Source organism: Streptomyces sp. S.PB5, assembly GCF_030403745.1.
Taxonomy (GTDB): domain Bacteria; phylum Actinomycetota; class Actinomycetes; order Streptomycetales; family Streptomycetaceae; genus Streptomyces.
This window is the reverse complement of record NZ_JAQMWP010000015.1, coordinates 50,990-73,364: the sequence shown is the minus strand read 5'-3', so window position 1 is coordinate 73,364 and position 22,375 is coordinate 50,990. Positions and strand designations below refer to the sequence as shown.

General features: G+C 71.8%; 20 protein-coding genes. 7 read left to right on the top strand and 13 right to left on the bottom strand.

What is annotated here, in order from left to right; genetic code table 11:
• Positions 1 to 5 precede the first annotated feature (5 nt).
• The 3 genes from PH203_RS33755 to PH203_RS33745 all read right to left on the bottom strand — a co-directional run bounded on the left by PH203_RS33755 (position 6) and on the right by PH203_RS33745 (position 3,417).
• Entirely contained in the window at positions 6 to 1,262 is a 1,257-nt protein-coding gene (locus PH203_RS33755) for an arsenic transporter (protein ID WP_289925315.1), read from the bottom strand.
• A 76-nt stretch (positions 1,263 to 1,338) separates the two neighbouring features.
• The gene (locus tag PH203_RS33750; protein ID WP_289925030.1) at positions 1,339 to 1,980 is read right to left on the bottom strand and encodes a DUF4232 domain-containing protein; all 642 of its coding nucleotides are present in this window, start codon (positions 1,978 to 1,980) and stop codon (positions 1,339 to 1,341) included.
• 81 nt (positions 1,981 to 2,061) lie between these two features.
• Positions 2,062 to 3,417 (bottom strand): serine/threonine-protein kinase, encoded by a 1,356-nt coding sequence (locus tag PH203_RS33745; RefSeq protein WP_289925029.1) that lies wholly within the window; start codon positions 3,415 to 3,417, stop codon positions 2,062 to 2,064.
• A 46-nt stretch (positions 3,418 to 3,463) separates the two neighbouring features.
• On the opposite strand from PH203_RS33745, the gene PH203_RS33740 reads away from it, so the two are divergent.
• Complete coding sequence (locus PH203_RS33740) at positions 3,464 to 4,009, top strand: RNA polymerase sigma factor (protein ID WP_289925028.1); 546 nt, start codon at positions 3,464 to 3,466, stop codon at positions 4,007 to 4,009.
• Between the two features lie 18 nt (positions 4,010 to 4,027).
• On the opposite strand, the gene PH203_RS33735 is transcribed toward PH203_RS33740, so the two are convergent.
• Positions 4,028 to 6,412, bottom strand: a complete 2,385-nt coding sequence (locus PH203_RS33735; RefSeq protein ID WP_289925027.1) for a SpoIIE family protein phosphatase — start codon at positions 6,410 to 6,412, stop codon at positions 4,028 to 4,030.
• Between the two features lie 302 nt (positions 6,413 to 6,714).
• Here PH203_RS33735 and PH203_RS33730 point away from each other — a divergent pair, with 302 nt between their 5' ends.
• A complete protein-coding gene (locus tag PH203_RS33730; RefSeq protein ID WP_289925025.1) occupies positions 6,715 to 8,958 on the top strand; it encodes a glycoside hydrolase family 9 protein in 2,244 nt (747 codons plus the stop codon).
• Here PH203_RS33730 and PH203_RS33725 read toward each other — a convergent pair.
• A complete protein-coding gene (locus tag PH203_RS33725; RefSeq protein WP_289925024.1) occupies positions 8,903 to 10,402 on the bottom strand; it encodes a cytochrome bc complex cytochrome b subunit in 1,500 nt (499 codons plus the stop codon). The genes PH203_RS33730 and PH203_RS33725 overlap by 56 nt on opposite strands.
• Positions 10,399 to 11,316 (bottom strand): RNA polymerase sigma factor SigJ, encoded by a 918-nt coding sequence (sigJ, locus tag PH203_RS33720; protein WP_289925023.1) that lies wholly within the window; start codon positions 11,314 to 11,316, stop codon positions 10,399 to 10,401. Before sigJ ends, PH203_RS33725 begins: the two co-directional genes overlap by 4 nt.
• A gap of 154 nt (positions 11,317 to 11,470) precedes the next feature.
• On the opposite strand from sigJ, the gene PH203_RS33715 reads away from it, so the two are divergent.
• Positions 11,471 to 12,079: a hemerythrin domain-containing protein gene (locus PH203_RS33715; protein ID WP_289925022.1), complete on the top strand. Its 609-nt coding sequence runs from the start codon at positions 11,471 to 11,473 to the stop codon at positions 12,077 to 12,079.
• A 35-nt stretch (positions 12,080 to 12,114) separates the two neighbouring features.
• Here the strand turns inward: PH203_RS33715 and PH203_RS33710 are convergent, their stop codons facing one another.
• Both PH203_RS33710 and PH203_RS33705 read right to left on the bottom strand, forming a co-directional pair.
• Positions 12,115 to 12,837, bottom strand: a complete 723-nt coding sequence (locus PH203_RS33710; protein WP_289925021.1) for a 2OG-Fe(II) oxygenase — start codon at positions 12,835 to 12,837, stop codon at positions 12,115 to 12,117.
• A 14-nt stretch (positions 12,838 to 12,851) separates the two neighbouring features.
• A complete protein-coding gene (locus PH203_RS33705; RefSeq protein WP_289925019.1) occupies positions 12,852 to 13,352 on the bottom strand; it encodes a methylated-DNA--[protein]-cysteine S-methyltransferase in 501 nt (166 codons plus the stop codon).
• Positions 13,353 to 13,489: 137 nt separating this feature from the next.
• Between PH203_RS33705 and PH203_RS33700 the strand changes: the two genes are divergently transcribed.
• From PH203_RS33700 to PH203_RS33690, 3 genes are all read left to right on the top strand, one after another.
• Complete coding sequence (locus PH203_RS33700) at positions 13,490 to 13,735, top strand: hypothetical protein (protein WP_266884638.1); 246 nt, start codon at positions 13,490 to 13,492, stop codon at positions 13,733 to 13,735.
• A gap of 3 nt (positions 13,736 to 13,738) precedes the next feature.
• Positions 13,739 to 14,116: a toxin Doc gene (locus PH203_RS33695; RefSeq protein ID WP_289925015.1), complete on the top strand. Its 378-nt coding sequence runs from the start codon at positions 13,739 to 13,741 to the stop codon at positions 14,114 to 14,116.
• A gap of 539 nt (positions 14,117 to 14,655) precedes the next feature.
• The gene (locus tag PH203_RS33690) at positions 14,656 to 16,257 is read left to right on the top strand and encodes a ricin-type beta-trefoil lectin domain protein (RefSeq protein WP_289925014.1); all 1,602 of its coding nucleotides are present in this window, start codon (positions 14,656 to 14,658) and stop codon (positions 16,255 to 16,257) included.
• Here PH203_RS33690 and PH203_RS33685 read toward each other — a convergent pair.
• The 4 genes from PH203_RS33685 to PH203_RS33670 all read right to left on the bottom strand — a co-directional run bounded on the left by PH203_RS33685 (position 16,254) and on the right by PH203_RS33670 (position 20,821).
• The gene (locus PH203_RS33685; RefSeq protein WP_289925013.1) at positions 16,254 to 17,231 is read right to left on the bottom strand and encodes an NAD(P)-dependent oxidoreductase; all 978 of its coding nucleotides are present in this window, start codon (positions 17,229 to 17,231) and stop codon (positions 16,254 to 16,256) included. The two genes, PH203_RS33690 and PH203_RS33685, sit on opposite strands and share 4 nt — an antisense overlap.
• Positions 17,228 to 18,397, bottom strand: a complete 1,170-nt coding sequence (locus tag PH203_RS33680; protein ID WP_289925012.1) for a lactate 2-monooxygenase — start codon at positions 18,395 to 18,397, stop codon at positions 17,228 to 17,230. The genes PH203_RS33685 and PH203_RS33680 overlap by 4 nt, the downstream gene beginning before the upstream one ends.
• Before the next feature lie 81 nt (positions 18,398 to 18,478).
• The gene (locus PH203_RS33675) at positions 18,479 to 20,065 is read right to left on the bottom strand and encodes a cytosine permease (protein WP_289925011.1); all 1,587 of its coding nucleotides are present in this window, start codon (positions 20,063 to 20,065) and stop codon (positions 18,479 to 18,481) included.
• A gap of 204 nt (positions 20,066 to 20,269) precedes the next feature.
• Entirely contained in the window at positions 20,270 to 20,821 is a 552-nt protein-coding gene (locus PH203_RS33670) for a hypothetical protein (protein ID WP_289925010.1), read from the bottom strand.
• A gap of 325 nt (positions 20,822 to 21,146) precedes the next feature.
• On the opposite strand from PH203_RS33670, the gene PH203_RS33665 reads away from it, so the two are divergent.
• Complete coding sequence (locus tag PH203_RS33665; RefSeq protein ID WP_289925009.1) at positions 21,147 to 21,569, top strand: protease inhibitor; 423 nt, start codon at positions 21,147 to 21,149, stop codon at positions 21,567 to 21,569.
• 151 nt (positions 21,570 to 21,720) lie between these two features.
• Here the strand turns inward: PH203_RS33665 and PH203_RS33660 are convergent, their stop codons facing one another.
• Complete coding sequence (locus PH203_RS33660; RefSeq protein ID WP_289925008.1) at positions 21,721 to 22,086, bottom strand: STAS domain-containing protein; 366 nt, start codon at positions 22,084 to 22,086, stop codon at positions 21,721 to 21,723.
• Positions 22,087 to 22,375: the final 289 nt, after the last annotated feature.

Below are 22,375 nucleotides of genomic sequence, written 5' to 3'. Positions count from 1 at the left end.
GACCTTCACGCCCCGACGAGCTGCAGTGACGCCCACAGCGCCAGCGTGGCCGGGACCAGCGCCAGAGGTACGGCGAGCAGACCGAGCCGGGTGAACTCCCCGAGCCCGACGGTCTGGCCGTGCCGCTGGACGATGCGCCGCCACAGCAGGGTCGCCAGCGACCCGGCGTACGTCAGGTTCGGCCCGATGTTCACCCCGATCAGCACGGCGAGCACCGCCCCGGGGCCGGCCGCGGCGGTCAGCGGCAGCAGGACCAGCACCGCGGGCAGGTTGTTGATCAGGTTCGCCAGCACGGCGGCCAGCGCGGCGATGCCGAGCAGCGCCACCAGGCCCGAGCCGCCGGGCAGGACGTGCCGCAGCGCGTCGGCGAGCCCGTTGTCGACGACCGCGCGCACCACCACACCGAGCGCCAGCACGAACGCCAGAAAGCCCGGCGCGGCCGACCGCACCACCGTCAGCGGTGTGGCCTGACGGCGCAGGAGCGCGCGCCCGGCCAGCACCAGCGCACCCACCAGGGCCACCCACGCCGGCTCGACACCGACCGCGGACGCCACGACGAACCCGGCCAGCGTGCACCCCACGGTGACGAGCGCGAACACCGGCAGCTCCGGCGCCGCGCCGGTGTCGGGCGTGCTGACGGCCGCCTTGAGGTCGTCCGCGAAGAAGCGCCGGAAGAGCAGATACTCGGCGCCGATGGCGACCAGCCACGGCAACGCCATCAGCGCCGCGAACCGGGTGAAGCTCAGCCCGCTCGCCTCGAACGCCAGCAGGTTGGTGAGATTGGACACCGGCAGCAGCAGGGACGCGGTGTTCGAAAGGTGCGCGCAGGCGTACAGGTGCGGCCGGGCCCGGACGCCGCTGCGGGCCGCGGTGGCGAGCACCACCGGCGTCAGCAGCACCACCGTCGCGTCCAGGCTGAGCACCGCGGTGATCGCGGAGGCGAGTGCGAACACCGCGGTCAGCAGCCGACCGGGGCGTCCGGCGGACCGCCGGGCCATCCATGCCCCGCAGGCCCGGAACAGCCCCTCGACATCGCAGAAGTGCGCGAGCACCAGCACCGCAGCGAGGAAGCCGACCACTGGTGCGAGCCGCTCGATCTCCTCCCACGCGTGGTCCGGCGAGATCGCCCCCATCGCGATCGCGGCCCCCGCCGCCGGGACGGCGAGGACGGCCTCCGGCAGCCCCTTCGGGCGGATCACGGCCCAGGCGAGCACGGCCACGAGGAGAGCGATGGACAGGGTTTCGGCGAGGGGGGTGTTCAGCGGAGATCCTTCGGGAGCGTGTTCGGGCCGTGCCCCTCCATCAAAACAGGCCCAGGTAAGAGACTCCTCCGCCGGGTCAGGCGCCGGGACCCTCGCCGAGCACGGTGATGAACACCGTCGACTCATTGCCCGACACCGGCACCTCGCCGGCCGACCAGTACACCTTCAGCGGGTCACGCTCGTCCGGCGGTGTCACCAGCAGCGCGTCAGGGTTGGCGGTACGGGCGCCGCTGATCTCCGGGTTGGCGAAGGTGATCCCGGACCAGGCGTTCTGCCCCGGCGCCAGCTTCAGGGTGGTGGCGGTGGCGGGGGTGCGCTCGGGATCGGGGCCCAGCTGCCTGCCGGACGCGTCGACGAACGCGGCACCCGGGTAGCCGTGGACGGTGCAGGTGCGCGACGAGGTGTTCGTCAGGATCACGGGGAAGTTCTCCTGCCCCGCCCCCGGGTCGTTGCGGCCGAGCGTGGCCTCCAGCTCGGAGGTGTGGCAGCGGTCGCTCCGCCGGGCCGTCGTGCTGGTGGCGGGGGAGGGCGTGGGCGCCGTGGTGGTCGGTGCGACCGAGGGGGCGGCCGTCGTCCCGTCGCCGGTGGCCGGAGCGGCGGTACCGGGCAGGGTGCTCGGGGCGGCCGCCGTGTCGCCTCCGCCGTCGCCGCAGGCGGTCAGCAGCCCCAGCAGCGCGACCCCACTCACGAGCAGGGCCGGGCGGTACGTGTTCACCATGGCTCTCCACACTCCTCGTACGGGGCGGTAGTGCCCTGTCACCAAGGTCCGATGCGGGTGCGGCCGGAAAAGTTCGCGGATTCAGCCGTCGACCCGGACCGAGCCGAGGATCCGCCGGACGTCCGAGGGGGCGCCGGCCCGCCGGATCTGCACATACACCTGCGGATGCCCGTTCCCGTCCGGCGGAGTCAGCGCGGCCTCGACGACGGAACCGCCGCCCGGACAGCCGGTCCAGGTGCGCACCCGGCCGTGCCACCCCGCCAGGGTGTGGTCGCGGGCGCCGTCGTCATGGCACCGGGGGTGGACGAGGACGTTCACCAGCGCTGTGACATCGCCGTCCCCGACCACGCCGACGAACATGCCGTTCACGTCCGCGCCGAGGTCCTGCCAGTTCGCCAGGTCGTCCGCGACGACGAACCCGGGCCGGTGCCCGGAGGGCAGCCCCAGCGACCCCGGATCCCACCCCGAGTCGCGCAGCCGGCCGCCCCACTCGACGGGCACGTCGGCCGTGACCCGGCCGGTCCGGTCCTCGACCCGCAGCACGGTCGGCGCGGACCCGTGGTCCAGCAGCGCGAACGCCACCCCGGCCGCAGCCACGGCCACCGCGGCCGCCGCGCCGAGCCACCGGTACCGCCGCCGCGGCCGCGTCCCCGACGCCAGCCGCTCCAGCTCCTGCGCGAAGGCCCGCGCGTCGGGCCAGCGGCGCCCCCGCTCCGGCCGCAGCGCCCGCATCAGGGCCCGCCGCACGCCGGGATCCAGGCCCGGACGCAGCCGGTCCGGCCGGACGACCTTCCCCGGCGGCCCCGGCACCGTGCCGGTGACCAGGTGGTAGCCGACCGCGCCGAGGCTGTAGACATCGGCCCGCTCGTCGATGCCCGCGCCCGGTTCGGCCTGCTCGGGCGGCCGGTACCCCGCCGAACCCGCGGCCAGCGTCAGCCCCGACGCCTCCGCCAGGATCTTGGCCAGGCCCAGGTCGGCGACCAGCACCTCCCGGCCGGCGTCCGGCCCCGTGCGCAGCAGCAGGTTGGACGGCTTGATGTCCCGGTGCACGATCCCCGCCTCGTGCAGCGCGGCCGCGCCCCGCGCCGCCAGCGCGGTGAGCCGCAGCGCCTCCCGCACGGGGAGCGGGCCGTCGTCGAGCAGCTCGGCGAGGGTGCCGCCGTCGGCGTACTCCATCACGAAGTACGGTCGGCCGTCGGGGAGTTCGCCGATGTCGTGGACCTGCACCACCCGTCGTGAACCGGCCCGGCGCAGCAACCGCGCCTCGGACAGGAACCGTTCGCGGACGTCCAGCCGGTGCGACCAGTTGTCGGCGAGGACCTTCACGGCCACCGGCGCCTGAAGCGCGTCGTCGTGTGCGAGCCACACGGTCCCGAACGCGCCCGTGCCCAGGGGGCGTTCGACCCGGTAGCGGCCGATGCGCTCGACGGAGTGCATACGACTATCATGCCTGCCCTGCGATCCACAGCGAGGGGAGCGCCTAGTGCCGGCCTCGACCGAGGAGCTCGCCCTGCGCGCCGCGGCGGGGGACAAGGCCTCGCTGGAGGAGCTGCTCGCGGCGATCGGACCCGAGGTGGTCCGGCGCTGCGGCCGGTTCCTGCCGTGCCGGGAGGACGCGGAGGAGGCGGCGCAGGACGTGTTGCTCCAAGTCGCCCGGAAGATCGGCACGTTCGAGGGGCGCAGCCGCTTCAGCACCTGGTTGTACACGGTCGTCGCCAACTGCTCCCGGCAGAAGTACCGCGAACTGAAGCGCCGTTCGGCCGAGCAGCCCGCCCCGATCGACCCCGCCCGGTACGCCGATCCGCGCACCACCAGCGTCATCGCGGGCTCCCGTGTCGACCTGCTGGAGGCGCTGGAGCGGCTGGAGCGCGAACACCCGCATCTGGTCGCCCCGTTGGTCTACCGGGACATCTGCCGGCTGGACTACGCGGAGGCCGCGGAGCGGGCCGGCATCCCGCTGGGGACGCTCAAGTCACGGCTGCACGAGGCGCGCAGGCAGGTCAGACCGTGGCTGGCGGAGCGGGGCTGAGCGCTCTGGCGGCGCCCGTCAGCCGTCCTCCTCGACCAGACCGATCTCGGCCCAGATCGTCTTGCCCTCGGTGGTGTGCCGGCTGCCCCACCGCTGGGTGAGCTGGGCGACCAGCAGCAGCCCGCGGCCGCCCTCGTCCCAGGTCTTGGCGCGCCGCAGATGCGGGGCCGTGTGGTTGGTGTCGGAGACCTCGCAGATCAGCGTGGTCTCGTCATGGATCAGCCGGAGCCGGATGGGGTGGGCGCCGTACCGGATGGCGTTGGTGACGAGCTCGCTCACCACCAGCTCCGCGGTGAACGACGCCTCCAGCAGGTCCCAGGTGCCGAGCTGGTCGACGACCTGCTTGCGGATCGGGGCGACGAGCGCCGGGTCGGCGGGGATGTGCCAGGTCGAGACCTGGGAGGCGGGCAGCCCCCGGGTGCGGGCCAGCAGCAGGGCGACGTCGTCGGCGGAGCCGCCCGCCGGGAGCAGGGTGTGCAGGACCCGGTCGCAGGTCTCGTCCAGCGAGTACGTGTCCGCGGCGAGGGCGTCGCGCAACAGGTCGTGACCGGCGTCGGCGTCCCGCTCCCGGGACTCGGTCAGACCGTCCGTGAAGAACGCCAGCACGGTGCCCTCGCGCAGGTCCAGCTCGGCCGGCTCGAAGGGCAGCCCGCCCACCCCCAGCGGCGGCCCGGAGGGCAGGTCGACGCGCTGCGGCACACCGCCCGGCGGGATCATCACCGGCGCGGGATGTCCGGCCCGGGCCAGGGTGCAGCGCCGGGACACCGGGTCGTACACCGCGTACAGACAGGTGGCGCCCACCTCGCCCGGGCTGCCCTCGCCGCCGGACTCCGCGGAGAGCCGTACGACCAGGTCGTCGAGGTGGGTGAGGAGCTCGTCGGGGGCGAGGTCGATGTCGGCGAGGGTGCGCACCGCGGTGCGCAGCCGGCCCATCGTCGCCGAGGCCTGGATGCCGTGGCCGACGACGTCACCGACGACCATCGCGACCCGCATCCCGGACAGCGGGATCACGTCGAACCAGTCGCCGCCCACCCCGGCCCGCGCGGCCGGCAGATAGCGCGAGGCCGCCTCCACGGCCGCGGTGCGCGGCAGCGAGCGGGGCAGCAGGCTGCGCTGGAGGGCGAGGGCGGTCTCCCGCTCGCGGGAGAAGCGGCGGGCGTTGTCGATGCAGACGGCCGCGCGGGCCGTGACCTCCTCCGCCAGCAGCATGTCGTCCGGTGTGAACGGGTCCGGCCGCCGGAACCGGGTCAGCACCGCCACGCCGAGGGTCAGACCACGGGCCTGGATCGGCACGGACATCGTGGAGTGGATGCCGTACTCGCGGACCCGCTCGCCGCGCGCCCGGTCCCAGGACAGCCATTCGTCGAGGACGCCGGAGGCCACCGTGGCGACGATCGTGCGGCCCGCCACCAGGGAGTCGGCCTGCGGCGAGGTGTCCGGGTACGCCTCCAGCTGGCCGGGCTTGACGACGGCCTCGGGACTGCCGGGGTTGACCGAGTGGTGCGCGGCGCGGCGCAGTCCGACCGGTGCGGCGAGGACCGGCGGCGGATCGCCGTTCTCCTGCGGGTCCAGCAGGTCGACGCTGACGAAGTCGGCGAGCGCGGGCACACAGACGTCCGCGAGTTCCTGGGCCGTCCGGGTGACGTCGAGGGTGGTGCCGATGCGCACGCTCGCCTCGTTGACCAGCTGCAGCCGCTCCCGGGCGAGGTAGTTCTCGGTGAAGTCGTGCGCCGCCAGGCACACCCCCCGCACCCGCCCCTCGGCATCGGTGACCGGGGCCATCCGGGCCAGCCAGGCATGGGCGACCTTCTCACCGCCGGTGCGCAGATACGTCTGGATGTCCTCGGCCCGCCCCGAGGTGAGCACCCGCAGCAGATGCCGCTCCAGCTCCGCGCTCTCCGGCTTGCCGCCGATCTCCGACAGTCTGAGGCCCCGGATGCGCTCCTCGGGCAGTCCGATCACCTCGGCCATGGCGTCGTTGACCCGGTTCAGCCGCAGCCGCTCGTCGTAGACCGCGACGGCGCAGGGCGACTGGACGAGGGCCGCCGTGGCCAGGGGGTCGTCCGGGGAGCGGTGCCCGGTGCCCTCCAGCGGGGTGACCACGAGCCAGTGTCCGGGGCTGCCGTCCTGGGCGCGCCGGTGATGGGCGAGCAGCCACACGGTCACCGTGCCGCCGTCGTGGTGGCGGAGCGTGACGGTGCCGTCCCAGCGGGGTCCGTCGGGCGCGAAGACGGTGTCCGGACCCCCGCCGGCCAGCAGACTCGCGGCGGGGCGCCCCACGATGTCGGGAGCCGGATGGCCCAGCAGCCGCTCCGCGCCGCCGTTCCACTCCAGTACGGTGCCGAGGTCGTCGATGACAGCCCGTGCCGTTGCGGCATCGTCGAACGGATAGTCCGGGCTCATCGTCGCCACTCCATTGTGGACACTCACAGTGAACAGGCACGTCACTTGAGTTCCAGCCTAGTCCGTCACGCTCGCGTGCGGACGGGAACCCCCTGCGTACCCGGCGGCACGGGCGAGGGGGCGGCCTCCGGCCGTTGTGACGCCCGGGGCTGCCGCAGAGGAAGTGGACGGTGATCCGAGGAAATCGTTTATGTCCGGACTGTTGACGGGGTGTCATGCCTGCAACAAGCTTGGCCGTCGACCGTCTTTTGGGAGCGCTCCCATAAGCGAGCGCCGCCCGTAGCTCACCGAGGAGCCCGGACGTGAAACGACGCAGAACCGCCCTGTTGTCCCTGACGGCCCTGCTGGGCGCGGTCCTTGTGGCCGCCCCCGGCGCCCCGGCCGCCGCCGACGAGGTCGAGCAGCTCAAGAACGGCACCTTCGACACCACCACCGAGCCCTGGTGGGCGACCAGCAACGTCACCGCGGGCCTGTCCGACGGACAGCTCTGCGGGGAGGTGCCGGGCGGCACCGCCAACCGCTGGGACGCTGCCATCGGCCAGAACGACATCACCCTGGTCAAGGGCGAGTCGTACAGGTTCGGCTTCACCGCGAACGGTTCGCCCGCCGATCATGTCGTACGCGCGATCGTCGGTCTCCAAGTCGCCCCGTACGACACCTACTTCGAGGTCAGCCCGCAGCTGAGCGTCTCGGGGAACACGTACTCCTACACCTTCACCTCGCCCGTCGACACCACCCAGGCCCAGGTCGGCTTCCAGGTCGGCGGCAGCGCCGACCCCTGGCGGTTCTGTGTCGACAACGCCTCCCTGCTGGGCGGGGTGCCGCCCGAGGTGTACGAGCCGGACACCGGCCCCCGGGTGCGCGTCAACCAGGTCGCCTATCTGCCCTCCGGTCCGAAGAACGCCACGCTGGTCACCGACGCGACCGCGAAGCTGCCGTGGCAGCTGAAGAACGCCGCGGGCACCGTCGTCGCCCAGGGGGCGACCACACCGCGCGGCACCGACGTCTCCTCCGCGCAGAACGTCCATTCGATCGACTTCAGCGGCTACAGGAAGCAGGGCAAGGACTTCACCCTGGTCGCCGACGGCGAGACCAGCCGGCCCTTCGACATCGGCGCGAGCGCCTATGAGCGGCTGCGCACGGACGCGGCGAAGTACTACTACACCCAGCGCAGCGGCATCGCGATACGCGACGACCTGCGCCCCGGCTACGGCCGCGCCGCCGGACACGTCGACGTCGCGCCCAACCAGGGTGACGGCAACGTCCCCTGCCAGCCCGGCGTCTGCGACTACACGCTCGATGTCAGGGGTGGCTGGTACGACGCCGGCGACCACGGCAAGTACGTCGTCAACGGCGGCATCTCCGTGTGGGAGCTGCTGAGCACGTACGAGCGTTCCCTGCACGCCCGCACCGGACAGCCTGCCAAGCTCGGCGACGGCACGCTCGCCATCCCCGAGAGCGGCAACAGGGTGCCGGACATCCTCGACGAGACCCGCTGGGAGCTGGAGTTCCTGCTGAAGATGCAGGTGCCGGACGGGCAGCCGCTGGCCGGGATGGCCCACCACAAGATCCACGACGAGGCCTGGACGGGCCTGCCGCTGATGCCGAGCGATGACCCGCAGAAGCGTGAGCTGCACCCGGCGAACACCGCGGCGACCCTGAACCTCGCCGCGACGGCCGCGCAGGCGGCCCGTCTGTACAAGCCCTACGACAAGGCCTTCGCGTCCAAGGCCCTCGCGGCCGCCCGCAAGGCCTGGACGGCGGCCCTGGCGCACCCGGACATCTACGCCGACCCCAATGACGGCACCGGTGGCGGCGCCTACCCCGACAGCGATGTGACCGACGAGTTCTACTGGGCTGCGGCCGAGCTGTACCTCACGACGGGGGAGAAGACCTTCGCCGACCACGTGCTGGCCTCACCGGTCCACACCGCCGACATCTTCGGCCCCCTCGGCTACGACTGGGCCCGCACCGCCGCCGCGGCCCGCCTGGACCTGGCGACGGTCCCCCACAGGCTGCCCGGCCGCGACAAGATCCGCCAGTCGGTGGTCAAGGGCGCGGACCGCTACCTCGCCACGCTCAAGTCCCAGGCCTACGGCATGCCCTACGCCCCCGCCGACAACCTCTACGACTGGGGCTCCAACCACCAGATCCTGCACAACGGCATCGTCATCGCCACCGCGTACGACATCACCGGCGCCGCCAAGTACCGTGACGGCGCCGTGCAGAGCATGGACTACATCTTCGGCCGCAACGCGCTGAACATGTCGTACGTGACGGGCTACGGCGAGGTCAACTCCCACAACCAGCACGCCCGTTGGTACGCCCACCAGCTCGACCCGAGCCAGCCCAACCCGCCGAAGGGAACCTTGGCGGGCGGACCGAACTCGAGCATCCAGGACCCCTACGCACAGAGCAAACTCCAGGGCTGCGTGGGCCAGTTCTGCTACATCGACGACATCCAGTCCTGGTCGACCAACGAACACACCATCAACTGGAACTCCGCCCTGACCCGGATGGCGTCCTTCGTGGCGGATCAAGGCTGACGCTCGCGTGCTCCACCAGCTCACCGGGCCGTTCGTGCGCGGTGAGCGTGTGGAGCCGGGCCTGATCGAGCGGCTGGTGCACCTCCACGTACTCGCCGTGCGGCAGCCGCTTGATCACACCGGTCTCCCGACCGTGCAGCACCAGCTCCCTGTCACGGAGTTGGAGCCCCAGACAGATCCGGCGCGTCACCACGAAGACGATCGCCGGGACGACGAACACCCCGATCCGGACCGCCCAGGTCACCGTGTTGATGGACAGGTGGAGGCGGGTGGCCACGATGTCGTTGCCGCCGCCCGCCAGCAGGATCAGATACACGCTGATCCAGGCCGCGCCGATCGCCGTACGGGCGGGCCGGTTGCGGGGCCGGTCCAGGAGGTGGTGCTCGTTCCTGTCACCCGTGATCCTGGCCTCGATGAACGGGTAGACCCCGATGAGGACCAGCAGCAGCGGGAACACCACGATCGGGATCAGCACCCCGAGGACGAGGGTGTGGCCCCCGAGGTCGATCTCCCAGCCGGGCATCACCCGCACCAGCCCCTCCGCGAAGCCCAGGTACCAGTCGGGCTGGGCGCCCGTCGAGACCTGGTCGGCGCGGTAAGGGCCGTAACTCCAGACCGGGTTGATGCTCGCCACGGCCGCGATGACCGTGAGCACCCCGAAGACCAGGAAGAAGAATCCGCCCGCCTTCGCGAGGTACACCGGGAAGAACGGGGCGCCCACGACGTTGCGTTCGGTCCGGCCCGGCCCGGCGAACTGGGTGTGCTTGTGGTAGACGACCAGGATCAGATGCGCCACGACGAGCGCCGCCATGATGCCCGGGATCACCAGGATGTGCAGCGAGTAGAAACGGGCCACGATGTCGTCGCCCGGGAACTCGCCGCCGAAGATGAAGAACGACAGATACGTCCCCACGATCGGCACCGACAGGATCGCCCCGTCGACGAACCTCAGCCCGGTCCCCGACAGCAGGTCGTCCGGCAGCGAGTACCCGAAGAGCCCCTCGAACAGACCGAGGAGCAGCAGGGTCCAGCCGAACAGCCAGTTGACCTCGCGCGGCTTGCGGAACGACCCGGTGAAGAAGTGCCGCATCATGTGCATCAGCATCCCGGCGATGAACACCAGCGCCGCCCAGTGGTGCAGCTGCCGGATCAGCAGCCCGCCGCGCACATCGAAGCTGATGTCCAGGGTGGAGGCGTACGCCTCGGACATGCGCACCCCGTTGAGGGGGACGTAACTGCCCTGGTACGTCACCTCGTTCATCGACGGATGGAAGAACAGCGTCAGCCATACGCCGGTGAGGACCAGTACGACGAAGCTGTACAGGCAGATCTCACCGAGCAGGAAGGACCAGTGGTCCGGGAAGACCTTGCGCAGGTACTTCTTCCCGAAGGAGTGGATGCCGAGCCGGCCGTCGAACCAGTCGGCAACGCGTTCGCCGCTCACTGTTCCTCCTTGTGCACATGGGTGAGCTTCTCGGGGTTGGTCACGATGTAGACGTCGGAGACCCGGTCGCCCTCGGGTGTGAGGTCCATGACCATCACCGCGTACGGCTCGTCGCCCTCGAACAGCACGGCCGCGTCGTCGCCGTTGACGCTGCGGTAGCGCAGGTCGAGGTTCTTCTTCAGGCCCCGGTCCCGGAAGCCGGAGATGAGGCGGACCACCTTGTCCCGGCCGTGCACCGGGCGCAGTCCCGCCGCCTGGCGGTTGCCGCCACCGTCCGTCCACACCGTGACGTCGGGGGCGAGGATCTCCATCAGCGCGGCGATGTCCCCGCCGAGCGTGGCCTCCACGAAACGTTCGGTCGCCTCCCGGCGGACGCGCGGATGGGCCTGGTACAGCGGCCTGCGGGCGTGCACATGTCCGCGCGCCCGGTGCGCGAGCTGCCGTACGGCCGCCGGGGTGCGCTCGATGATGTCCGCGATCTCGGTGTGGGCGTACCCGAACACCTCGTTGAGCACGAACACCGCCCGTTCCAGCGGGGTGAGGGACTCCAGGACCACCAGCATCGCCATCGACACGGACTCGGTGCGCAGCGCGGGATCCTCGGCGCCGCCCTCGGCCACCAGGGGCTCGGGCAGCCAGGGGCCGACATAGGTCTCCCGGCGGCGGCTGATCGCGGCGCGGCGGCTCAGGGCGTGGTTGACCGCGATACGGACGAGGTACGCGCGGGGGTTGGTGATCCCCTCCAGGGGCTCGCCCTGATTGCGGGACGTCCAGGACAGCCAGGTCTCCTGGAGGACGTCCTCCGTGTCGGCGACGCTGCCGAGCATGTTGTAGACCAGGCCGAACAGCAGCTCGCGATGGTCGACGAAGACGTCGGTGGCCTTGTCGGTGGCAGGTGCGGAACTCTCGGACATGCGCGGGCCTCCCCAGTGACGCGTTCACCACTGCGACACCCGGCGGGGGCCCGAATGTGACATGAGGAGGCCCGAATGTGACCTATGCCTCACCGCGTCACGTTCGACGGCCGGCCCCTCCTCTTGAAGGCAGATTCCACACCGAGGAGGGAAGATGATCGACCTCACCGCGATGTACGCCTCCCACGACGCCTTCCGGCGCGATCTGGAGCGCCTCGCCGCCGCGGTCGCCGAAGGGCGCGCGGACACCGCCCCGGTCCGCACCGGCTGGGAGAACTTCACGCATCAGCTCCACATCCACCACACCGCCGAGGACAGTGACCTGTGGCCGCGGGTCCGGGACCGCGCGGCGGGCCGCCCGCGCGATCTCGCCCTCCTCGACGAGATGGAGGCCGAGCACGCCCGCATCGACCCGCTGCTCGCGGCCGTCGACACCGCACTCACCGAACGTGCCGCCGAACTTCCGGACCTGGTACGGGCGTTGAGCGCCACGCTGGACGACCATCTCAAGCACGAGGAGGACAGCGCCCTGCCGCTGATCCAGGACGTCCTCACGCCCGCCGACTGGGGCGCCTTCACCGGCCGGATGCGCGAGGTGCAGGGGCTGCGGGGAGCCGCCGTGTTCGTGCCCTGGGTCACGGACGGCGCCCCGCCCGCGGACCGCGCCCGCTTCTTCGGTTCCATGCCGCCGCCCGTGCGGGTTCTCAACCGGCTGTTCTGGGAGGGGAGTTACCGGAGGAAGGGGCTGTGGGCCCGCCCCTAGGAGGCCCTGGCCGCGCTGGTTGGCGGGCGTTGGGCCTACGACGCGTCGTGGAAGACGAGCCCCAGCGCACGCCGGTGACCCGAGCGCACCGTGCTCACCCCGTGCCGCATCGCCCCGGCCGACCAGCCGCGCTTGGTGCGTACCGGCCGGTCGCGGGTGGTGAACACCAGGCCGTGGCCCTGCCGCAGCACGGTCGAGGTGCCGCGCGACTGGGCCCTGGGCCGCTGCTCGACCATCAGGAACTCACCGCCGGTGTAGTCGGTGCCGTACGCGTCGAGCCCGACCACCACCTGGAGCGGGAAGACCAGTTCGCCGAACACGTCGCGGTGCAGTGCGTTCCAGTCGCCCTCCCCGTAGCGCAGCAGGATCTGCGCCGAACGGTCCTGTCCGGCCGCGTGACACCGCTCCAGCCACTCGTCGAGGGAGTCCGGCCACGGCGCCGGGCGGCCGAGCCGGGCCGCCCAGTCACGGGCGACCGGCAGCAGCCGCGGATAGAGCGCGGCCCGCAGGGCTGCCACCGGGGCGGGCAGGTCGTGGGTGAAGTACCGGTACTCGCCCGCGCCGAAGCGGTGCCGGGCCAGATCGACCGCCGTACGGAACAGCTCCGGCTTCTCGTACAGCGCCGCGAGGTCACGGCATTCGCCGGGCGTCAGCAACTCCTCGGTCGGCGCGCTGCCGTGCGCGTCGAGTCCGGCGGCGAGCGCGTCCCAGTCGGTCCTGGCGACGCGCCGCCGGGCCTGGGTGAGGGTGGGCGTCATGTCGGTACCTCCCTTCAGACGAGTGTCGGCTGCAGCGCACCCTCGTGCGTGAGCAGCCCGACCTTGCGCTCCACCCCGCCCGCGTAACCGCGCATCGAACCGTCGGCGCCGATCACCCGGTGGCAGGGCCGCACGATCAGCAGCGGATTGGCGCCGAGCGCGGCGCCCACCGCCGGGGTGTCGGCCCGTGCCACACCGAGCCGCGCGGCGAGCGTGCCGTAGGTGGTCGTGGTGCCGTACGGGACGGTGTCGAGCTCCCGCCACACGCGCTGCTGGAACTCGGTCCCGCGCACGTCGAAGCGCAGCTCGAAGCGGGTGAGCCGGCCGGCGAAGTAGGCGTCGAGCTGCTCCTCGGCCTCGGTGAAGAGGGTGTCGTCGCGCCGCCACTCCGGACGGACGGCGGGTGCGCCCCGCTGCCCCGGCATCGACAGCGAGGCGAGCCCCGACTCCCCGCCCACCAGGAGCAGTTCGCCGAGCGGGCTGCGGTACGTCGTGTAGGCCGTGTGTGTCGTCATGGGTACGAGTCTGCTGCTCGGGACGGGCCCGTGCTGGCGGGAATCGGACATGGCGTTCTTGTCCCGTGGTACCCCGCGAAGGTCGCTCTGACCAGGAGCTATTTACGAGTAAGTACCTCAGCGGTACCGTGAAGGGCATGCCAGCTCTCAACGTGGAGTTCAGTGACCGCGAGCTAGAGGACCTGCGGCAGATCGCCAAGGAGCGCGGTACGTCGATGAAGGCCCTCGTGCGGGAGGCGGCCGCGGCCGACATCGCACGGCACCGTGCCCTCCAGGAGGGCGCGGAGGCGTTCCGGCGGTTCTTCGCCTCTCACGCCGACGAGTTCGCCGCCGCCTTCCCCGACGACGAACCAGCCGTCAAGGGCGAGGGGCGGGTCGTCTGACCGATGGCTCCCGTCGTCCACATCGACGTGCCCTGGCTGCTCCAGCGTCACGAAGAGGTCCTGCCCGACCAGCCCACGATCAACGACTTCTCCGCGTTAGTGGCCGCCGTCGCGCGCCATCGCGTCGACCCGCCGCGCCTGGGCGTGGACTCCGACCCGGCCTGGCGGGCCGCCGCCCTGCTGCACACCCTCACGCTGCTCAAGCCCCTGCCGTCGGCCAACGCCCGGTTCGCCTGTGCGACGGCCGTGGCGTACATGTTCGTCAGCGACGTCGGCATCGACCCGCCCTACGGCGCCCTCGTCGACCTCGCCCGCGATCTGCTCTCCGGCAAGACGGACGTCTACGGGGCGGCCGACCGGCTGCGCTCCTGGCAGATATAGCGGCTCGGCACAGAGAGCGGCGCCGCACGCTCAGGGCTCCCGCCCCCGGCCGGGCCGGCCCCGTTCCCCCCTCGGGGCCGCCGACCGAGGGCGGGAGGATCGGGGCCGGCGGCCGTTGCGCACAGGAGAGCCGCCGTCCTGTGCGTGGCCTCCGAGGGGCCGGTACCCAGTGCACTACGGGGGAGTGCGCGCCGGGAGCGTGCGCAACGCTCCGGCGCGTGCGCGGGTTTCACACGGGGCGCCTGAAATCGTGAAATCTGGCGCCCGCGACCTGCGCCGCGACCGTTTCTGACTTTCTTTCAACGGTGCGGATGTTGCTCAAGTGCCTTGTTGGTCATGACTGTGTTGTGCAAGGGTGAACTACCCGTGCGGGGGGTAATGGCCGGGTCTTCTTTCGTCCGGTGGGGGACCCGGGCGGACGAGTCGTTGGTGAATTCGTACTCCTCGCGCCTCGCCAAAAAGGTATACACCAATCCCCGGGGCCTTTCCGGCGAGCAGAACTTCTCTGAGTCACCCGTGCGTGGGAAGGAATCCGCTCAGTGCCCACCCCCCACCCCCCTCACCCTCCTTACCCGCCGCCCGGCGGAGTCGCGGGGGAATCCGACGACGATCTGGCCGGCCGGCTCAGGGGGCGTCCGGACGGTGAGGCGGCCCGGTCGGCCGCGCTGCTGATGGCGCGGCACTGGCCGCCCGTCCACGAGTACGCCGTCATCTGTCTCGCCGCCCGTTCCGACGTCGCCTCCATGGTGACCGCGGCCGCCTTCCACCAGGTCCTGGACCGGCTGGCGCTCGGCGAACCGGCCACCGCACTGCGCCCGACGCTTCTGGTGCGCGTTCGCGACATGATCCGCGAGTGGTCCGCTGAGGACCGGATATCCGGCGTTCTGCCGGACCTCGGGAAACCGGCCGGCGGTCGCGGTATGCGGGCCGCGAAGTTCATGACGCCCGAAAACCGGAAACTCGCCGAGCGCTCATTCCAGGCGCTGCCCGGACTCGCCCGCTGTGTGCTCTGGCACACCGAGGTCGAGGCCGAGCCGATTGCCGTCCCCGCCGCTCTGCTCGGCATGGATACCGACACCGCGTCGGCCGCACTCGAACAGGCGCGTGAAAAATTCCGCGAGGGCTGTGTACATGCCCATAGAGAACTCGCGCCCACCAAGGATTGCCGGTTCTACAACCGTCTCCTGGACGTCCCGATACGCCGGGGCGGAGCCCTGCTGCCGGATGTCCAGCAGCATCTGGCCGAGTGCAGCTACTGCCGTTTCGCCGCCGAACAACTGAGTCATTTCGAGGGCGGGCTGGGCGTACTGCTCGCCGAAGCGGTCCTCGGCTGGGGCGCCCGCCGCTACCTCGAATCGCGCTCCGGCCGCACCGAGTCCGGGCCGCGCGCCCGCGGTGGCGCCCGGCACGGCGGCGGACGCCGGGGTCTGCTCTCCCGCATCCCCACCCCCGGCCGCCGTCCGCCGGAGGGACAGCGACCCTCACGTGTACTGCTCACCGGAGTGGGGCTGGCCTCCGCCGGGCTGATCGCCGGCGTGCTGGCCACGAACCTGTGGTCGGACGACGACGGCGCCGAGCCGATCGCCTCCTCCAGCGCCTCCGAGGGCGGCCGGTCGGCCTCGGGAGGCGTGGCCACCTCGCCGCCGGGCACCGCCCAACTCCCCATCATCCCCAGGCAGTCCCGGCTGCGGAACGTGGGCGCCGACCTCTGCCTCGACATCCGGGGTGAGGTGAGGAAGGGCGCCGGCACCGAGCTGGAGGCCTGCTCGGACGCCGAGACCCAGAAGTGGACGTACGAGGTCGACGGACTGCTGCGCAGCGCCGCGGACCCCGATCTGTGCCTCGACTCCCACGTGGACGCCGGTGTGGTGGTCCTCGGCGCCTGTGCGGACGACAAGAACAAGCGCGCCGACGACGTGCGCTACGACATCACCGTGCAGGGCGAGTTGCTCACCCGCTGGGACGAACAGCTCGCCCTGACCTCCACCAACGGGACGGCGGACGCCGACATCGTCGTCAAGGTGCGGGACGGGTCGGACCAGGAGCGCTGGGTGACGGACCGGGTGTCGCCGAGCGCCGGTGCGCTGTCGGTGCCCGAGACCGGGAGGCCCTCGGCCCGGGCCGTCGGGGGACCCGTCTAGGTCACGACGTCGCGGAGCGGCTCGCCCGCCAGGTGGCCGGCCACGTTCCGGACGGCCGCCAGGGCGATCCGCACCAGCGTCTCCCGGGTGACGCCCCCGACGTGCGGCGACAGCACCACGTTCGGGGCGCGCAGCAACCGCAGGGCCGGGGTGGGCGGTTCGGGGTCGAAGACGTCGATCCCCGCCCCGGCCAGGGCGCCCTTCTCCAGGGCGTCGGCGAGGGCGTCCTGGTCGATGAGGGCGCCCCGCGCCGTGTTGATGACGAACGCGGTCGGCCTGAGGAGCGCGAGCCGCTCGGCGTCGAGCAGATGCCGGGTCTCGTCGGTCAGCGGCGCGTGCAGCGAGACGTAGTCGCTCGCCCCCAGCAGCTCGTCCAGCGGGACATGACGGGCCCCGCCGAGCCGCGCCTCGGTCTCCTCCGGCAGCCGGCGCCGCCCGGCGTAGACGACGCTCATGTCGAACGCGACCGCGCGCCGGGCCACTTCACGCCCGATCTGCCCCAGGCCCACGATGCCGAGCGTCTTCCCGGACAGTTCGGTCAGCGAGCGCTGGAGCCTCGGCAGCGCCCAGTCGGCCTCGACCAACGCGCTGTGCGCGGGGACCAGTTGCTTGGCCAGCGCGAGCATGAGGGCGAAGGCCTGCTCGGCCACGTTCTGCGCCTCGGCCCCGCTGGAGCCGATGGTGCACACGGCCGCGCCCCGGGCCCGTGCCGCCGCCACGTCGACATAGTCGAAGCCGTGGCTCGCGCACTGCACCAGCTCCAACTCCGGTGCGGCGGCGATGTGTCCGGCCGTGACCGGGGACAGGGCCGTGATGATCACATGCGCCGACCGCAGCGCCGCCGGATCCTCGTCCGCCTCCTCGACGACCGTCACCCGCGTCCCGTCCGGCAGGAGCGCGGCGAGCCCGGCCCCGGCGGTGCGGCCGCCCACGTGGGGCGCGACGACGGCGAGCACGTTCTTCGCGCCGGTCATACGGCGTCCTCGACCAGGTCCGCGGGGCCGACGGTGGCGGGGGAGGCATGCCCGGACAGGGCGAGGGTGAGGTCCAGTTCGGCGAGCAGACAGCGGATCACATGCTCGACGCCGGGCTGTCCGTCCAGCCCGAGGCCGTACACGTACGGCCGTCCGACGAGCACCGCCCGCGCGCCGAGCGCGAGGGCCTTGAAGATGTCGTCGCCGGTGCGGACGCCGCTGTCGAAGAGGACCGTCAGCCGGTCGCCGACCGCCTCCACGACCCGGGGCAGAGCGTCTGCCGCCGCCACGGAACCGGCCACCTGACGGCCCCCGTGGTTGGACACCACGACCCCGTCCATCCCGGCGTCGGCGGCGGCACGGGCGTCGTCGGGGTGCAGGATGCCCTTGAGGACGATCGGCCCGTCCCAGTTCTCCCGCAGGAACGCCAGGTCCGGCCAGGTCTTGCCGGGGTCGGCGAACATGCCCACGAAGTGCATCACGGCCGCGTTCGGATCCTCGCCCACCGGCTTGGCCAGGCCCGCCTGGAACGCCGGGTCGGAGAAGTAGTTCGCGGTGCCCACCCCGTGCAGGAACGGAAGGTAGGCCTGGTCGAGGTCGCGCGGCCGCCACGCCAGCAGAGGGGTGTCGAGGGTGACGACGAGCGCGGTGAACCCGGCCGCCTTCGCCCGGTTCAGGAAACTCAACGCCACCTCGGGGTCCTTCGGCCAGTACAGCTGGAACCAGCGCTCCGCGTCCCCCATCGCCTGCGCAACCTCTTCCATCGGTGTGCTGGACGCCGAGGACAGGATGTACGGCACGCCCTGCGCGGCGGCGGCCCGGGCGGCGGCGGGCTCCGCGCCCGGATGCATGATCGACAGCACGCCGACCGGCGCCAGGGCCAGCGGCGCGGGCAGGGCGCGGCCCAGCACCTCGACCGACAGATCCCGCTCGTGCACGTCCCGCAGCATCCGTGGCACGATCCGCCGCCGCTCGAGCGCCGCGCGGTTGGCCCGGGCGGTGCTCCCGTCACCGGCGCTGCCCGCCACGTACCCGACCGGCCCGGGCCCGAGCCGCTGCTCGGTCAGCTCCTCCAGCCGGGTCAGATCGGTGGGCAACCGCGGTACGGCGCCCGACATGCCGTTCAGATAGATCTCGTACTGGAAGTCAGCCCAGTGCCTGGCCATGTCGTACGTACCGCCTCTCGTCGCTGAGAACGCGCTGCGCTCCGACGATACTGGCGGGTAAACGCCGGTCAGAACCCCGGGTCAGCTCCCGTTCGCCGCCCCTACGGGCTCCGGCTCGCCCGGCCGCGCACCCGGTCCGGTGACGGGCGGCACCGGGACGTCGACGGTACGGGCGAAGCGCGCGCCCTGCGGTCCGTACACCGCGCGGGGTTCGGGGAAGAGCCGCAGCAGCGCCAGGAACAGCACCGCGGCCACGACCAGGGACAGCGGCAGGCTGATGTCCACGCCGTTCGCGAGGTCACCGAGCGGGCCGACGAACTGGCCCGGGATGTTGGTGAACAGGACGCCGAGCAGCGCCGACACCCACCAGGCCGTCATGCCCCGCCAGTTCCAGCCGTGCGCGAACCAGTAACGGCCGCCGCGCTGACGGCGGTTGAAGACCTGCAGGGCGTCCGGGTCGTACCAGCCGCGGCGGGTCCAGAAGCCCAGCATCATCACGACCATCCACGGCGTGGTGCAGGTGATGATCATCGTGGCGAAGGTCGAGATCGACTGCACGAGGTCCAGGCCGAAGCGGCCGATGAAGAGGAACGCGATCGACAGCACGCCCACGAACAGCGTCGCCTGCACCCGGCTGAGGCGCGGGAACACCGACGAGAAGTCCAGGCCCGTCCCGTACAGCGCTGTCGTACCTGTCGACATGCCGCCGATCAGCGCGATCAGACACACCGGAAGGAAGAACCAGCCCGGCGAGATCGCCAGCAGTCCGCCCACGAAGTCGGGGGCGGCGGGGTCGACGTGGTCCGGGGCCTTCGCCGCGATGATGCTGGCGGTCGACAGACCGAAGAGGAACGGCAGCAGCGTCGCGATCTGCGACAGGAACGCGGCGCCGATCACCTTGCGGCGCGAGGCGCTCGCCGGGATGTAGCGCGACCAGTCACCGAGGAACGCGCCGAACGACACCGGGTTCGACAGCACGATCAGCGCCGCGCCGATGAAGGACGGCCAGAACAGCGAGCGCGTGGCCGCGTCCGCCGTGTCCGTGAAGACGCCCGCGTACGACGGATCGAAGTCGCCGGCGAAGGCGATCGCGCCCAGCAGGAAGAGCACGCTCGCCGCGGCCACCGCGACCTTGTTGACGAACAGCATGAAGCGGAAGCCGTACACGCACACCGCGAGGACCAGTCCGGCGAACAGCGCGTACGCCACGACGTACGACAGGTCGCCGCGCGGAAGGCCGAAGAGCCGGTGCGCGCCGCCGACCAGGGCGTCGCCGGAGCTCCACACCGAGATGGAGAAGAAGGCGACCGCGGTCAGGAGCGACAGGAACGAGCCGACCACCCGGCCGTGCACGCCCAGGTGCGCGGAGGACGACACGGCGTTGTTGGTGTCGTTGACCGGACCGAACACCGCCATCGGGCACAGGATCAGCGCGCCCACGACGACCCCCAGCAGCGTGGCCGCGAGGCCCTGCCAGAAGGAGAGGCCGAACAGGATCGGGAAGGCGCCCAGCACACAGGTGGAGAAGGTGTTGGCGCCGCCGAAGGCGAGCCGGAACAGATCCAGCGGGGTCGCGGTGCGCTCGGCGTCGGGGATGCGGTCGACACCATGGGTCTCGACCTCGGTCAGGGACGGTGGCACGGCGGTGGGGTCGGGCTGCGGGGACAAGGAAGGCTCCAACGAGGGGACCGGCGGTGGAGCGCGTCGTGGCGCGGGCGAGTCGGGTGAGCGTACGGCGCTCGCCTGCGCGGGGGTGTGCGGCGCGAGTGGATGCCGTCCTCTCGGGGGTCTGCCGACGGTAAGGCCGGGGTCGACGGCCGCACCAGAGGACGGTTCATCCATCCTTCGTGCCCCTGGTGTGCGAAACCTCCATCACTCGGTGTCCGTCGGCGTGTCCTCCGGTTCGGTGTCGGGGCCCTGGGCGCGCACCCGCTGGACGTGTTCGAGGGACTCCCGCAGCTCGGTGAGCCAGTCGTCGGTGTGCTTCTGGACCAGGCGCACGCACCAGGCGAGCGCGTCGCTGCGGCTGCGGGCCACCCCGCCCGCGATGAGCGTGTCGAGGACCTGGCGCTCCGGCTGGCGCAGCCGGGTCATGACGGGTGCGGCCACATGGGTGAACAGCGCACGCTCCCCGTCGCACACCACACCCCAGGAGACCTTCCTGCGGAACCGGTGCTCGGCCGCGCGCGCCACCTCGATCCGGGTCTCGCGGGTGCGCTCCCGGAACTCCTGCACACGGCCCTGCACAGCGGCCGCCCGCTCGGTGTCCGAGACATCCTCGGCGAGCCGGGGGGCGGGGATGCGGCCGATCACGGTGATCTCCTCGCGGTCGACCGTCACCTCGGCCAGTTCCTCGAAGAGATCGTCGGGCAGGCGGCCGGTGAACCAGCCGCGCAGCTTCTCCTGCTGCTCTGTCGTAATCATGTAATGACGATTACTCGGCCAGGACATGAACACAAGGGATGCGGCGGGGGTCCGCCGAGAGCTCAACCGGAATGTTTCAGGCCTATTGCGGAGCAGGGGTGAACCGGCCATTCGGTCGGCTGGAACGATCAAGAGGCCCGTGGTTCCGGCGTCGTTGCGTTCGAATTCCGTGACTTCGAGCCACTGATTCAATACGCAAGGTTACTGAAACGCGTGGGGTCGATGTGAGATCCGGCGCCGGACTCGGCAGACTCGCGCTCGCCGCTCCGGCACCGATCGCGCCGGACGCGGCCACACCCCCGTTCCGAGCGGAAGGATGCACACAATGCCGAACACCGCACGCTGGGCAGCGACTCTCACCCTGACGGCCACCGCCGTCTGCGGCCCCCTCACCGGGACCGCCCTCGCCGCCCCCGCCTCGCTCTACGCCCCCTCGGCCCTGGTCCTCACCGTGGCCCACGGCGAGGACGCCGCCCTCGCCACACCCGCCCGCGCGGTCACCCTCACCTGTGCCCCGACCGCTTCCGGCACCCATCCCGCACCGGCCGCCGCCTGCGCCGAACTGCGCGGTGCCGGCGGGGACTTCGATGCGCTCGCCGGCCAGGACGAGGTCATGTGCACCAAGGAGTACGACCCGGTGGTCGTCACCGTCGACGGCGTCTGGCAGGGCAGACGCGTCGCCTACGAGCGCACCTTCGCCAACGAATGCGTGAAGAGCTCCCACGGCGCGAGCCTCTTCACCTTCTAGGGCCGGGGTCGCACGGCCCCCGTGAGCTGGACAGCGGCCCGTGACCGGGGAGAGCGAGCGCTGTCACGGGGTCCTGCGATCTCGTACGGGGGCCGGCCGGGCGGAGTGGGGCCGCCGGGCCGGCCTTCGGGAACCGTGGAGTTCCTTTCGATCAGCCCCGCCGTCCGGGGAGGTCCGGCAGCGGCGGGAAGCGGCCCAGCAGTCCCGCGGCGTGCAGCAGCCGCCGGATGCGCGGGCTCGCGGACACGACCCGGAGCCGGCCGCCGCGCTCGCGGGCGCGGGAGTCCGCCCGGCACAGCACGCGCAGGCCCGAGCCGTCGAAGAAGGCCACCGTGCGCAGGTCGACCAGGACGTCCGGCTCCTGGCCCGCGGTCGCGGCGTCCAGATGCTCGGCGAGGGAGGCCGCGGTCGCCATGTCGATCTCGTCCGCCGCCTCGACGACCGTGAACGGGCCGTGCCGGTACGTGCGGGCATAGGGGTTCGCCGCTGGGGGACCGGCTCCGGAATCCCGTGTCATATCGGCTCCACCTGGACAGGGGCGCGCATTCGATCTCGGTAGTTACCCCGGCGGCGTGGGTCGCATCCCTGAGGAGGGATGGCGCAAGATCTAGTTCACCCGACCTAGTGAATTCCAGCTGCAGTTATTGACTTTTAGTCGAGGTTTCTGCACATCGACGGCCTGTTCAACCGGTCGTCGGCGCCGTAGAGTCGCCGTGCCGCCCCGGCCCCTGGCTGCAATCTCCGTACACCGCAGGAGGGTTGGCCGTGGGTACGCCGGTGCGCACTTCCTCTGACGAGCCTCCGTT